Source organism: Rhizorhabdus histidinilytica (assembly GCF_900167915.1).
GTDB lineage: Bacteria > Pseudomonadota > Alphaproteobacteria > Sphingomonadales > Sphingomonadaceae > Rhizorhabdus > Rhizorhabdus histidinilytica.
The window spans coordinates 1-12,629 of the sequence record NZ_FUYM01000016.1 but is presented as its reverse complement, the minus strand read 5'-3'; the positions used below and the strand labels follow the sequence as shown (position 1 = coordinate 12,629).

Annotated in this window: 12 protein-coding genes and 2 pseudogenes; 11 read left to right on the top strand and 3 right to left on the bottom strand. The window is 61.6% G+C overall.

Annotation, left to right across the window (positions count from 1 at the left end; translation table 11 throughout):
• Nucleotides 1-234 precede the first annotated feature (234 nt).
• The 3 genes and pseudogenes from B5X82_RS23280 to B5X82_RS23270 form a co-directional block, all read left to right on the top strand.
• Nucleotides 235-618 (top strand): annotated as a pseudogene (locus tag B5X82_RS23280) (hypothetical protein); the annotation flags it as partial.
• A gap of 241 nt (nucleotides 619-859) precedes the next feature.
• Nucleotides 860-1,357, top strand: coding sequence for a TIR domain-containing protein (locus B5X82_RS23275; RefSeq protein ID WP_020819448.1), 498 nt, complete (start codon nucleotides 860-862; stop codon nucleotides 1,355-1,357).
• A 46-nt stretch (nucleotides 1,358-1,403) separates the two neighbouring features.
• Nucleotides 1,404-1,958: a toll/interleukin-1 receptor domain-containing protein gene (locus B5X82_RS23270; protein WP_021224402.1), complete on the top strand. Its 555-nt coding sequence runs from the start codon at nucleotides 1,404-1,406 to the stop codon at nucleotides 1,956-1,958.
• A gap of 16 nt (nucleotides 1,959-1,974) precedes the next feature.
• Here B5X82_RS23270 and B5X82_RS23265 read toward each other — a convergent pair whose 3' ends face one another.
• The 3 genes from B5X82_RS23265 to B5X82_RS23255 are packed head-to-tail and all read right to left on the bottom strand — an operon-like array spanning nucleotide 1,975 to nucleotide 4,315.
• Entirely contained in the window at nucleotides 1,975-2,631 is a 657-nt protein-coding gene (locus B5X82_RS23265; protein WP_025160956.1) for an SLOG domain-containing protein, read from the bottom strand.
• Nucleotides 2,632-2,633: 2 nt separating this feature from the next.
• Entirely contained in the window at nucleotides 2,634-3,794 is a 1,161-nt protein-coding gene (locus tag B5X82_RS23260; RefSeq protein WP_020819451.1) for a toll/interleukin-1 receptor domain-containing protein, read from the bottom strand.
• A gap of 5 nt (nucleotides 3,795-3,799) precedes the next feature.
• A complete protein-coding gene (locus tag B5X82_RS23255; protein ID WP_021224400.1) occupies nucleotides 3,800-4,315 on the bottom strand; it encodes a TIR domain-containing protein in 516 nt (171 codons plus the stop codon).
• A 176-nt stretch (nucleotides 4,316-4,491) separates the two neighbouring features.
• Between B5X82_RS23255 and B5X82_RS23250 the strand changes: the two genes are divergently transcribed.
• The 8 genes and pseudogenes from B5X82_RS23250 to B5X82_RS27115 all read left to right on the top strand — a co-directional run bounded on the left by B5X82_RS23250 (nucleotide 4,492) and on the right by B5X82_RS27115 (nucleotide 12,495).
• Nucleotides 4,492-5,634 (top strand): tyrosine-type recombinase/integrase, encoded by a 1,143-nt coding sequence (locus B5X82_RS23250; RefSeq protein WP_025160957.1) that lies wholly within the window; start codon nucleotides 4,492-4,494, stop codon nucleotides 5,632-5,634.
• Nucleotides 5,627-7,444, top strand: coding sequence for a site-specific integrase (locus B5X82_RS23245; protein WP_020819454.1), 1,818 nt, complete (start codon nucleotides 5,627-5,629; stop codon nucleotides 7,442-7,444). The genes B5X82_RS23250 and B5X82_RS23245 overlap by 8 nt, the downstream gene beginning before the upstream one ends.
• Before the next feature lie 4 nt (nucleotides 7,445-7,448).
• Nucleotides 7,449-9,257, top strand: coding sequence for a site-specific integrase (locus tag B5X82_RS23240; protein ID WP_025160958.1), 1,809 nt, complete (start codon nucleotides 7,449-7,451; stop codon nucleotides 9,255-9,257).
• Nucleotides 9,241-9,699, top strand: coding sequence for a hypothetical protein (locus B5X82_RS23235; protein WP_020819456.1), 459 nt, complete (start codon nucleotides 9,241-9,243; stop codon nucleotides 9,697-9,699). Before B5X82_RS23240 ends, B5X82_RS23235 begins: the two co-directional genes overlap by 17 nt.
• A 103-nt stretch (nucleotides 9,700-9,802) precedes the next feature.
• Nucleotides 9,803-10,405, top strand: a pseudogene (locus B5X82_RS27125) (hypothetical protein); the annotation flags it as partial.
• A complete protein-coding gene (locus tag B5X82_RS23225; protein WP_020818778.1) occupies nucleotides 10,402-10,755 on the top strand; it encodes a DUF3768 domain-containing protein in 354 nt (117 codons plus the stop codon). The pseudogene B5X82_RS27125 and the gene B5X82_RS23225, both read left to right, overlap by 4 nt.
• Nucleotides 10,756-10,839: 84 nt before the next feature.
• Nucleotides 10,840-11,718: an ATP-binding protein gene (locus tag B5X82_RS27120; RefSeq protein WP_020818777.1), complete on the top strand. Its 879-nt coding sequence runs from the start codon at nucleotides 10,840-10,842 to the stop codon at nucleotides 11,716-11,718.
• A gap of 225 nt (nucleotides 11,719-11,943) precedes the next feature.
• A complete protein-coding gene (locus B5X82_RS27115) occupies nucleotides 11,944-12,495 on the top strand; it encodes a hypothetical protein (RefSeq protein ID WP_020818776.1) in 552 nt (183 codons plus the stop codon).
• Nucleotides 12,496-12,629: the final 134 nt, after the last annotated feature.

Sequence of the window (12,629 nt, the reverse complement as noted above, 5' to 3'; positions counted from 1 at the left end):
CGGCGATGCGACGGATTATGGGAATGGTTCGAGGCTGAGCGCACTTTTCCGCAAAACGCCGCCGATGACGCCTGTTGTGCGCCGGCGGTGCCAATAGCGAAATCAGGCTGCCGCGGCCAACGGCGCGCAACAATATCTCATGGACGTGGATCGATGCCGGAGCCGTCCAGATGAGAGGGGAGTGGGAAGGAGTGATCGAGCCAAAGCTCTGCTCAAGCCCATTTGGATATCCCCATGTGCGATCTCACCTCAATCCCGGCCGAGGCCGGCTCCGCTCCCGCGCGCCTGCTCGATTATATTCGCGTCGATGCGCCGCAGCCCGTCGTCCTGGCCTATGGCATCGGTGTCGACAGCACCGCGCTTCTTCTCGAACTTGAAAGCCGGGGCACGCCGCCTGACCTCGTGATCACCGGGGATCCTGGCGTCGAGAAGCCGGAAACTTATGCCTATCAGAAGATGATCGCCGCCTGGATGGCGGCGCGAGGAATTCCCTATGTGACGGTGCGCTACACACCGCGCCGTTTCAAGCATTGGCCGCCCTATTTCGATCTGCTGTCCAACGTTCTGACGAACGCCACCTTGCCGAGCATTTCGCTGGGGCGCCATTCGTGCTCGTTAGGTCCGGCTTCGGCGACTGTCTCTTTTGCTCGCGATGAGTGACGGGCCGACCGCCGCGCTAACCCAAAGAGCTGGCGGTGGTCGGCCCGTCACTCGCGTCGCGCAGCGACGCCTGATTGCCGGATGAACCCGCTGGGCCTCAACTACCGTACTCCATCCTCGAGCAGATCGCTTCAGAATCGATTTCTCTGGCGAAACGAAGGCTGGGCTTGTAGAAGGCCGGAGAACAAAAGGGGGCCTTATGGCGCGGCGCGTTTTCTTCAGTTTCCACTTCGCGAACGATTTTTGGCGCACCCAGCAAGTGCGCAACATCGGTGCTCTTGAAGGGCAGTCTCTTTGCACCGCGAATGCGTGGGAAGAGGTCAAGCGGAAGGGCAAGGCCTCGATCGAAAAATGGATCGATGACAACATGTACGGCAAGAGCTGTGTGGTGGTGCTTGTCGGCTCTGAAACAGCGAACCGGCCTTGGGTAATCCGCGAGATCGTTAAAGGCTGGGATGCCGGCAAAGGAGTGGTCGGTATTCGGATAAACAAACTTCTCGGCCACGACGGGAATTCGTGCACGGCTGGTAGCAATCCGTTTGACGAAGTGGGCTATGGAAATACCGGGAAAAAGCTATCATCTATAGCGAAGCTGGTCACCCCTTCCGGCTCAGATAGCAAGGCAGTCTATGATTCGATCAAGAACGGAATCGAGAGTTGGATTGAGGACGCGATAGCGATCCGCTCAAATAACTGAGGTAGCTCCGTGAGTTCGGTCTATATCCGATAATAGAGTTTCGATTATGATCGAATACATTACAAAATCCGAGCTTCGGAATTTCGCTGATAAGTTAAATGTTAGCGAACAGGCAAGCCTCAGAAAGTCTGCTGCTTCCCGTAGCCTCTCAGGCACCACATTTCTTTCACACTCGAGCAAAGATGATGATCTGGTCGTTGGCGCTATTCGTGTGTTGGAAGGGCACGGAGCTAGGGTCTATGTCGATGAAATCGACCCGGAAATGCCCCCATACACGACGGAGGAAACGGCGGGGCTGCTAAAGAGCCGTATTCGCCAGACCAAGCGCTTTGTCCTTCTTGCAAGCAAGAATAGCAAGGACAGCCGTTGGGTGCCCTGGGAGTTGGGCGTGGCCGATGGTTATAAAGGGTTGACGAAGATCGCGCTGTTCCCGGCATCCGACAGCGCGCATGAGCAGGCATGGGCGTCGTGGGAGTATCTGGGATTATACCGCCGCATCGTCTGGGGGGATCTACAGGGTCATCAAAAGCGCGTCTGGATGGTCCTTGACGAGAAAAGGAACACAGCTACGGAGCTTAGCGAATGGCTTGCTGGCGACTGATGAGTTCCCACCCCGTTTAAGCAGTGGCAGGGGGCTGCCAAAATCGCTCCTCAACGACAGCTGGTTGGAGGGCCGGGCTTTCGAAGCGCTCCTCTCGGACGGAAACGTCAAGGTGGCGGTGAAATAACGCAACATAGTCCCGGTCTTCCGTTAGGTCGGGCGCTAAAGACTCAACTTGCGCTCCTACGTCAAGCGTCGCGCCGCCCGTGGAGATTACCGGTATCACTGCAGCCTCGGGTTGCAGGCGTCGAAACATCTCATATTCTTGTATAATTCCTCCCATGCCTCCAATAAAAACTGCTGCTTTGAACTTGTGTTCGGAAAACATGCGTTCACGCATGTTCAGCAAGCTCTTCTCCCGATCCCTTTCGATCTCTTCCGTATAAACCACGTTGTTGAACCGCTCATTATCCTCGGGATACTCATCCTTGAAATGGCGAGACTGGTAGAGCCGGACCCAGTGTCCGTAATTTATTCCGATGTCTTGCGAGACCACCCAGATCATCGGTGTGATTGCGGGTTGACCACCCCAGACAAGCAGCCTGCGCCCTAGTGTAACGTGCACCAAAGCGGAGACTGCGGCTGTAATCGCGACGGTGTCAGCAGTCGCTGCATATTGTGGGCCTCGCTTTGGATCTGGCACGCCCGCCGAAAGAAAAATGGCCTCAGTCATGGTCAATTCTCCCATGCCGCAAGAGCCCATCCGGCTTCGGAAACTTTAATCGTACGGACCGCGCGAATATGATCCCCAAGCCATCGGAGATGAGCATTCCATGCATCACGGATGCCGATATGATCGTAGACCAGTACCGGTATCTCCTGCTGTTCCGCTCGTCGCGCCTTATCGGCCACGTCGTTCAAAATTTCAGCCGTGGGGATTCCGACGATCGGATATGCCCAGATCTTTTCGCCGTCCAGCAACCGCACGGCGACGGCCCGATGTGCACCGACGCCTTCCACTGACGCACCAATTTTTTCGACGTCAGCGCGAAGCTTGCCGGTAATCGACATATATCGAGATGCGATGCTGCGGCTTCTTAGCCGCTCGACCTCCAGGACGATTGTATCTGCCGTTTGGGCTACTATTGGGCCATCCGGCCCTTCGAGTTCCTTTGGGTCAAGATATATAGTCTCTGCAAGATCGGTCAGCTTGTTTGGCGTATGCTCAGGCCAAATTACACGAAGGACCTGGATCTCTTTCGCGCGTGCTCTTCCTATTTCCTGTCGCGTCCAGCGGCTATCGAAATAGGTAGGCGTGTCGAGCATAACCATAACATCAGAATCAACGAGCCTATGCCAAAGCACATCTTGGAACGGATCGCCGGGCCTAATGTCGTGCGTGTCCAAGAATACGTCGAATCCGCGGGACGCAAGGAGATCGTGAAGTTGCAACGCAGCTGCTCGGGATTCCACCCGCCGATAGCTCACAAAAACCCGTCGCTGTCGACGAAGTAAACCCACACATTCCAGCATTGTCGACGCGAGTTCAGTCATATTTGGATCGTCAGCGCGCCGCGTTAGCCCATTGATGGGCTGGAGACACTGGGGGATCTGAGCATTGAAGTCTGCGCCAGCGGCAATCGTGGGAATGATGGGCGCGCTCGCTCGGATCAGGTCCTGGGCCGCTTCGAGATCTTGTTGGGCATTTCCTCCAAAATATGCACCTGCGAATGCTGCTGGCTTGTGCCGCCCACCCAGCGTTTCCGCATTATGCACAACTATATCGTCCCCCAACGTCAATCCAAAGTCGGAAACGATATCGGTGAGCGTCGCTGTCAGTGTCGCGCGCTCCTCTGGCGTTGCGGCGCCAAGTATGGCGAGTTCATAAATACTCATTGATGTCAGCGACCGGCCGCTTTTGCTGCAGTTTCGATCCAAGCCGGCATGTTGGCATAGCCGTTATCCCGAACCCAATCATACGTCCCGTATAGGTTTGACAGCGGAATATCTCGACCATTCTGCTTTATTGTAAAATAGCTGAGAGGGTTGGTCCCCTGTCGATCAGTCCCGAGTTGCGGATCTTTTACGCTATGGATGTCGATGGCCAATAGGCCTTTCCCAAGCTCGTAGCTTCTCTTGATCTCGTGCCGGACCCATTCGCGGTCATACGTCTCCGCGCCAAAAAGCACCACCGTCACGGACGTGCCTTTGAGCTGCTCCTCGATCCATTTTTCTATGCCGCCCGCGCGTCTTTTTGCCTCTTCGAACTCTGCCTTGTCATAGAAAGGCTGCGCTTCGCCACCTGGACGAACCACCCAGGAATTGCGGACTTGCACGACCCGTCGAACGTCACGGTCATAGTGAAAGCTAAAGAATACCCGACGCGCCACCGCTTCCCCCCCTTGATCCTCGTTCACTCATATCAAGGCGGGCGCCAGGTGTCAGCAGGCACGGTGAGTGCTTGGGGTAGCTGGTCGCAGCGACACCCTTCGGCATGGCGAGGAAAGCGCCCATTCCATCGAAATGCTTCGGCCAAATCGAGCATGTTGCTCTACTTTCGAAATTGCACCTGTGCGGGCGAGGGAGATGGCCCGTGGTATCAGTGATTCGGGCTGCCTCTGGCGTGCCCAATGTCCCCGCCGGCTTCCCGATTCTGTTCGACGCCGACATGGCGATCATCGAGCCGGCCTTCGTCTGGCTCATGGAGCATGCAGAGCTAAGCGGCCGCGCCCACGCTACGGAAACTGTGCGGACCTACGGCGAGCATCTCCACGATTGGTTCGACTCGCTCGAACAATCGGGGATCGAATGGCGCGAAGCCGACGAACGCGTCATCGCTGCCTATCGCAACCGGATGCTGGAGAACCCCAGCGCACACACCGGGAAGCCCTATGCCCGGACCACGATCAACGCGCGCGTCTCGACCGTCTGCCGGTTCTATGGCTGGGCGCTCGATAAGGGCCTGATCGACCACTGCCCGTTCCGGTTGACCGAAAAGATGACGCTGATGCTCGACGGCGCTTATCGCCCAGGCTTGCAGCGGCGCCAGGTCAACGAGCTGATCGTCTCACGCCCGGAAAAACTGCCGCGACCTCTGCGCGCCGACGAACTGGCACGGCTGTTCGCGCATCTGAGGCCTACCGCCCGACTTGCCGCGCAATGGGCGCTTGGGGCGGGACTGCGCCGCAAGGAGCTTTGCGCGCTCGCCATCGACCAAATCCCGGATAGCTGGCCACTCGACCTCGACAGCGATCCACTTGTCGGCGTGCCGATCCATATCACCAAGGGAGACCGGCCAAGGACAGTCTATCCGCCGATTCGGCTGCTCGATCATACGGACTGGTATGTGGGAGAGGATCGCGCCCGGATCGTCCGCCGTGTCCGCCGTTCCGACCGGGGCTATCGCGCGCCGCCCAATCTCCTGCTGAACGAGCATGGCCGGGCTATGACGCGAAAACTCCTGACGGCGCAGCTCGCGGAAGCTTTCGCGGCTGCGAGACTTCTGGGTACATTGCACTGCCTGCGGCACACCTTCGCGATGGCGATGCTGGCCCGCCTTCAGATCCAGGCCCGCACCAATCCCGATCTCAACCCGCTCAAGGTCGTGCAGGTGCTGCTGGGCCATGCTTCGATCACGACCACCGCGATTTATCTGCGCTGCGTCGAACTGCACGAGCGCGATCTGAGCGAAAGCCTCGCCTATCTTTATGGCGAGCTGATCCCCGCCGATGGCTAGGGGCCGCCTCGATCGGACGCTGAGACTCGATCCGGCACCGGCGAACCATCCGGCGCAGGTCGCCGAAATCCAGTTCCGCGACGAATGGGGCAAGATCGTCCAAAGCTTCAGCCCGGCGCTGTTCGGAATGCCGGACGATATCAGCGCCGCCATCGCCCGGGCTTTCCGCGATCATGATGTAGCATCCAGCGCCGCGACCCGCACCGCGCACTGGTTCGCGCTGCGCGTGTTCGGGAGGTTCCTGCGCGAAGACGCGCGTGTCAGGCGCGCGGCAGACCTCGACACGGCAACGATCCGCCGGTTCATCACCTGGCTGGCGATGCCCACCAACGGGCGCAGGCGCGGCGTCCGCTCACAATCCGGTCAGCTCGGTATGATCCGGCCGGTCCTCAAGCGCGCGATCGCGGACAATCCAGGCTTGTTCGCACCGGGCTTCGCCGTTCCCAACAATGCGATCCCGCTGGCCGGCGTCCAGCGGCTACCGCAAGACCGGCTGACACCTGCCGCAATGCGCGCCCTGCTGGCAGTCTGCTATGCCGAGATCGACACTGCGTGGGACAAGTTCCAGCACGGGCAAGCCATCGTTGGTCTTCCGAATGTGCCGCTCCATGGTGGGCGGACCGTCGAACGGGATCGCTGGATCTGGAAGCTCCATCGCCGCGGCCACGGCATCATGCCGACCGACCGAGGCTTGGACCTTAATAAGCCCGATCGGCAGAGGATCGCCGAGGTAGGCGGGTTCCGCGAGCTCGAGGGTTATCTCCACCTCACGACCGACACGCTGGTTGCGTTCTATATCGTGCTGCTGATCCAGACGGCGGCCAACGCCGGTCCGCTGCGCCAGATCAAGCGGGACTGCCTCGTGCCGCATCCGCTCGAGCGGCATCGCGTCATGGTCGAGTGGGTGAAACCCCGCGCCGGCGGTAAGGTGAAACGCATGCAACGGCGCTCGTTCGACAATCGCCGACCCTATGCGGCGCCGCGCCTGATCGAAAAACTGCTTGCGATGACGGCACCCCTATTGCCGCATGTGGAGCCGTCCAAACGCGACCGACTGTTCCTCCACCGCTTCCTCATGACGACAGGACGCCTCGAGCGTGAGCATCGCGCCGGTCATATCGTGCAGGCCACGTTGCGATCGGCAATGTTGCGCTTCTACGAGCGGCACAATGGCGCGATCGCTTCCTGGAACGAAGCGCATCCCGGCAAGTCCCGTTCCCTGCTTCCCGACTTCTCGCCCAAGCTGTTCCGCAGCAGCATGGCAAGCGCCCATTACACAGCGTCGCAGGGCGATATCATGGCGGCCAAAGCGGTCCTCAATCATGCGAATGTCGCCACCACCGACATCTATGTCGATGGCGAGGCCGTCCGCCGCCTCGAACGCGATACGATCGCTCGGCTCCAGTCGCTGATGATCACATGGGTCACCGGCGAGACGCCCGCCCATGACTCGCAACATCAAGGGCCAGATACCAGCGCGCGGGTGACGGCGCTGTTCGGCCACGACTGCCTTCGACCGGTCGACGGCGGGCAGGCACAGCCTGGCCGCGTGTGCCCGAAACTGGGAGGCTGCCTTGCCTGTCCAGGCCTGATCGTCCCGATCGACCCGGATCATCTGGCGCGCATTGTCCAGGCCACCATGCATCTTGAAGCGGCGCGGGAACGCATCGACCCGATCCGGTTCAGCCTCTTCTATGCCCCCAGCCTTCGGGTGCTGACACAAGACCTGCTGCCGGCGTTCCCGCCCGAAATGATGCCGGACGCGGAACGGCACATACCCGCCTTGCCGCCGCTGCCGGACCTGGAATAGCCTCATGGCCTCCGTCCCGACATCCACGCCTACCCAACTTCCGGCGCCATTGCTCGGAAACGAAGGCATCCCCGCCGCCACGACGTTCAACTGGGGCTTCGAAATGCCGGACGGGAGCCGGTTCCGGGACGATCGGTGGACGCCGCTCCGGCACGCCGCCGAACTGTTCCTGCTCTCGCTGCGGGCCGATCCGCCCGAAGGGCGGAGGCCACTTCGCAAGGAAGCGATCGATGGTCACTTCAGCCACATCCGCTTCCTCGTTCGATGGATGGCAGCCGAGAACGTCCGATGCTTCAAGGATCTCGATCAAGACGCCGTCGACCGGTTCGTGGCCATGTTGCGCGCTCGTCCCGGCAGGAACGCTTCACGGCTCTCCCTCAGCACCGCCGAAGGCTATCTCGGCACGATCCGCACGTTCCACATGCAGCGCGACAAGCTGGACGACGCGCCGCTGATGGCGCCGCCTCGCGCCGGTTCGGTTGGGAAGCGGCACTGGAAACCTTATGGCGGCCATCCCTATACGCCCGACGAGATCGCCGTGCCTCTCATCAGCGGCGCTATGGAACTGCTCGGTGACCCAGCGGACCAGATACTCGCGCTGCGCGACCGTCTCGAAGATCTGTATGAGCAGTTCCGACCACAGCATCAGGGGCGAAGGCTCCACTGGCATATCAGACGCGCCATGTTGGCTGAGCCATGCCCCTACGCGGATCTGTATCCGAATCCGGAATGGCCGCTGCGCCGCCTGACGTTCATGCTGGATCGGCTTGGCGACGCCTGCTTCGTCGTCATCGCCTATCTCGTTGGCGCGAGAGCCTCCGAAATACTCAGGCTTGAGGAGGGTTGCCTCGAACGGCGCGCGGCCGATGGAGACGGTGAGGAACACGTCTATCTGGTCGGCACGATCACGAAGACGTCGCTGACGGAACATGGGGACATCCATCGATGGCTTGCGCCCGAGCCGGTCCGGCGGGCGATCCACATCCTCGAACGTCTCTCCGCACCGCTTCGCGAACTTAGCGGGAAGAGGAACCTCTGGCTCCACCAGCTCGGCCGGGGACGCTCGCCGCTTCCGACGATGATGCCCGTCGCCCTACTGCGATCACCCATGGTCAATATCCGCTTGAACGAACGACTTGCGCCGTTCCTTGCCTTGCCGGAACACCAAGGCGGCACCTGGCACCTGACCACCTATCAGGGTCGCAAGACGTTCTCGCGGTTCATCGGGCGGCGCGACCGCACCGGCCTGACGGCGCTGCAACGCCATCTCGGCCATGTCCACCGCGCGATGACCGACCGGGCCTATGTGGGCACCGACTTCGAGCTTGCCCAGCTGATCGACGACCAAGCCGCCGAAGAAACCCGCAAGGCGCTGGAAGACCTGCTCCTGGCGCCGAACGTCGCCGGGAAGGCGGGCGTCATGCTCTCCGAGCGATCGCCGTTCCGCGGGCGCACGCTATCGGGCGACGTCGATGGCTATATCACCGATATCCTCGCCGAAACGGATATGCGCCTCGGCGTGTGCGACTGGGGCTACTGCCTCTACCGCCGGGAAACCTCGGCATGCCTCGGCGGCGAGCGCGAGCCGAACCCGGTGCTCCGCACGCAAAGCACTTGCTCGACTTGCGCCAACTTCGCCGTGACCGGCAAGCATAAGCCGGTCTGGGAAGCGCGCCTTGAGCGCAACAGCGCTTTGCTCCAGCGCGATGACCTCGACTCCGAGAGCCGTGCGCTTGCAGAAGCCCGCATCCAGGAATCTCGCCGTATCCTGGACCAGTTAGACGAAGGAAATACCGATGGCGACCGAAATTGACCTGTCCAGCCCGCAAGCTCGACGGCGGGCAAAGACGGATGCGCGCCTGCGTGAAGCCCTTGCAGGCCTCGCCGGCAATCCCTCCGCAGAACCCACAGTCGCTGCGCTCGCACGGGCAGCCGGGGTCGGCCGCAACATCATATATACCCATCATGCCGGCGTTCTCGACGGCCTCCGCGCGCTTCAGTCGCAGCGTGCCGGCGCGAACGAGACGACCGCCAGAGAGGCCGATCGCACACGCTCGGCTCTTCGGGATGCCGAAGCTCGAAGCGCCGCCCTCGCGACACATAACGCTAGCCTGTTGAAACGCGCCGTCGACGCCGAGCAACGTGCCGAGAGGCTTGAGCGGCGCAATGCCCAACTCGTGCAGGAACTCGATCGGATACGTAGACCAATCCCGATCCGCCCCAGCGCTGAAGCGCACGATCCTTCCGCTGTCTGACGTCGGTCACGCCCTAATCGGGCGTCCCGAAAGGAAAGGGGGATGAGGAACGCTGGAAATGCGGGCTTTGTGAGGCAAAGGAGACAGGCCCGTCCAGACCTAATGCTCGCTCAAATGGAAGGTCGCCCCGCAGGACGCCTTTCTCAAGCAGTGGGAACCGGCCAAGGACGCCTGGGCGCGCGGCCAGAAGGTCGTTCGCCTTATCGGCTACGACGCATCGCCGGCTGACACGCGGCGCTATACCCATGCCTCGACCATCACGAGCGATCTTTTCGAATGCCGCTACCCACTGCGCGAATGGGGCTGGGATCGCGCGGCCTGCATCGCCCGGATCGAAGCCGCTCAGCTTCCCGTCCCGCCAAAATCGAGCTGCTTCATCTGCGGGGCGATGAAGCCGGACGAAGTTCGCGCCCTTCCGTCCTGGTGTCTGCGCCTCATCGTGCTGGTCGAGGCGAGAGCGGCCCCGCGTCTCAGGACCGTCGAAGGCCTGTGGCGCCGCTCGACGCGCACGCGGCCCGGGCGCATGACCGATTTCATCCGCGCCGAAGAGTTGCTGCCGGCCGCCGACATCGACGCGATCATCCACGACGCGCCTGCCGACCTCATCCGGTTCCAGGATGTGGCGGCCCATGTCCCGCTCCCCGACCGTCCGGCCATGGCGGAGTGGCTCGAGCAGTTCAACGCCGGCCTGAAGGAGGCAGCATGACCATCTCCGTTACAGAACAGATCGCCCGTTTGAACGACCGTTGCCGCCAGGGTTTCGATCCGACCGCTCGCCTTGTCGTGACCCGCGCCTGCCTCGCTCGTCTCGCAGGCGAAGAAGACGCGGTTCGTGAAATCATTGCCCAGGCTGAACTCCTCGCCGCCGTCCGCCGGTATGACTTTGGCCCCGGCGACGGCCCGGAACGAGACTTCGGCGCCTTCGATCTTCGGGGCGAACGCATCTTCTTCAAGATCGACTATTATGATCCCGCCCTCGAATTCGGATCGGAAGATCCAGCGGACGCATCGCTCACGCGGCGCGTGCTCACGATCATGCTCGCCGAGGATTATTGAGGGCTTCGATCGCGCCCTTCGGCGGTCCGGGAAAAGGGGAGGGGGACTGCAGGCGGAGAATTTCCACTTGTCGAGGAGCCCCAGATGTCCCTTCCCGCCACGATCAACAGCCAGGTCGATCCTGCCGCCGTCACCAGAGTCACCCGCCTCTTCAATAACACGCTCGGCGATATTCTCTCCGAGCTTATCCAGAACGCACGCCGGGCGGGTGCGAGCGCGGTCGACCTCAAGGTCATCGACGCCGATGGGACTGCGTTTCTCGCCATTGCCGACGATGGCGCCGGGATCGAGGATCCATCGGTCATTCTCGCCCTCGGTCGGTCGGGTTGGGGTGACGAGATCGCGCGGCGGGAGGATCCTGCCGGCATGGGCGTGTTCAGCCTTGCCGGTCGCGATGTCGAGATTCGCTCCTGCCCGCGCTCGACTGGCGAGGGCTGGTCGATCCGCATCGCTTCAGGCGATTGGGAGTCCGGCGCGCCCATCGCCGTTGCGCCCTGCACCCACCCGTTCGGAACCGAGATCCGGGTGCCGATTGACGCGCAATGGCTCAAGTCACTCGAGACTATTGCACAAAGCGCCGCGCGTTATTGCCCGCTTCCGGTTCGGCTCGACGGCCAGGATCTACTCCGCGAGGACTGGCTGAAGGGCGCAGAGACGATCATCGAGCAGGACGGCGTCCGCATCGGCATCTATCGCAACTATCTTCACCGGCATTTCAGCCCGAGCATCAACTTCCATGGCGTGACTGTCGCGTCGCTCCTTCCAACGGTCGCGGAAAAGGATCGCCACTGGGCGGCCAAGATCGACATCGTCGATGCTCCGGAATTGCAGCTCGTACTCCCGGCCCGCAAGGAGATGGTCGAGAATGGCGCGCTGCAGAGCCTGCGCGCGGCGATCCGCCTCGCCATCTACCGGCATATCCAGGCGCTCGGCAGTCATCGTCTGGCCTTCGCGGACTGGTGAGAGGCGGCCGATCTCGATGTTCAGCTTCCCGAGGCACGGGGTGAGCTATTCTCATGGACGCCGGCGGTCGCCGACTACAATAGCGGGTCCGGTCGCCAGCACCTGACCTCGACGGACGATCTCGTCCTGATCGATGATTTTGGGCCACCGCTCGAGCAGTGCGCTGCTTTCGCGCTCTCGAAGGACGGCCGCTATGAGGGACGGCTCGCCGAATCCGACGAGGCGATGGTGGGCTATGGCTGGTATGACCGGCTTCCCCGGATCACTGATCTCCGCTTCGAGATCGACAAGGGGGGCGAGACGCTTGTGCTCGGTGGGTCGGACCTTCCCGGTATCGACAGCGGCACGGTCGAGCGACTGGATCTCGTGCTGACGATTTCTGGCCCCGCCCCTGAAACGCTTCATATACCGGCGCCTGTCGCCATCGAATATGACGATGGCCTCTTCTGGAGCTTTGAGGAGGCTAATATTCTCCTGGCGGCACCCACGGCCGTCACGCCTGCCGAACTGGTCGATCTGCTCGACGGCGCCTGCTTTTGCGCCAGCGACGATCGCGAGGCTGATAGCTGGGATACGCAGCACGATCGTTTCCTGCTCGATGCGCAGGAAATGGCGACCCGTCTCCTTCTGGGCGATGAAGCGGCCCTGCTCGAGCGCCTGCGCGCCGTCCTCGCCTACCGGACCCAATGGTTCGTTCCGGAAGGCTCCCGGTTCGTCGCCGTTATCGGACGCGAGGCCATGGATCTACGGATTGAGCGGGTTTCGGCGAGCAGCTGATCTGCTGCCCGACGATTGGCGTCGGGGGTGGGGTTGATCAGGCCGGGACCAGGCGGGGGCTGTTCGGATCGATCCATGGATCGACCGGATCGTCCCGAGGCCGCGGACGCGGGCCTCGGCTATGGCGCTTGCGC

What these genes read in the sequence shown, in the direction of transcription:
- B5X82_RS23275 (WP_020819448.1), top strand. Translation starts at nt 860, where the DNA reads ATGGCGCGGCGCGTTTTCTTCAGTTTCCACTTCGCGAACGATTTTTGG.
- B5X82_RS23270 (WP_021224402.1), top strand. Translation starts at nt 1,404, where the DNA reads ATGATCGAATACATTACAAAATCCGAGCTTCGGAATTTCGCTGATAAG.
- B5X82_RS23265 (WP_025160956.1), bottom strand. Translation starts at nt 2,631, where the DNA reads ATGACTGAGGCCATTTTTCTTTCGGCGGGCGTGCCAGATCCAAAGCGA.
- B5X82_RS23260 (WP_020819451.1), bottom strand. Translation starts at nt 3,794, where the DNA reads ATGAGTATTTATGAACTCGCCATACTTGGCGCCGCAACGCCAGAGGAG.
- B5X82_RS23245 (WP_020819454.1), top strand. Translation starts at nt 5,627, where the DNA reads ATGGCTAGGGGCCGCCTCGATCGGACGCTGAGACTCGATCCGGCACCG.
- B5X82_RS23240 (WP_025160958.1), top strand. Translation starts at nt 7,449, where the DNA reads ATGGCCTCCGTCCCGACATCCACGCCTACCCAACTTCCGGCGCCATTG.
- B5X82_RS23235 (WP_020819456.1), top strand. Translation starts at nt 9,241, where the DNA reads ATGGCGACCGAAATTGACCTGTCCAGCCCGCAAGCTCGACGGCGGGCA.
- B5X82_RS23225 (WP_020818778.1), top strand. Translation starts at nt 10,402, where the DNA reads ATGACCATCTCCGTTACAGAACAGATCGCCCGTTTGAACGACCGTTGC.
- B5X82_RS27120 (WP_020818777.1), top strand. Translation starts at nt 10,840, where the DNA reads ATGTCCCTTCCCGCCACGATCAACAGCCAGGTCGATCCTGCCGCCGTC.
- B5X82_RS27115 (WP_020818776.1), top strand. Translation starts at nt 11,944, where the DNA reads ATGGTGGGCTATGGCTGGTATGACCGGCTTCCCCGGATCACTGATCTC.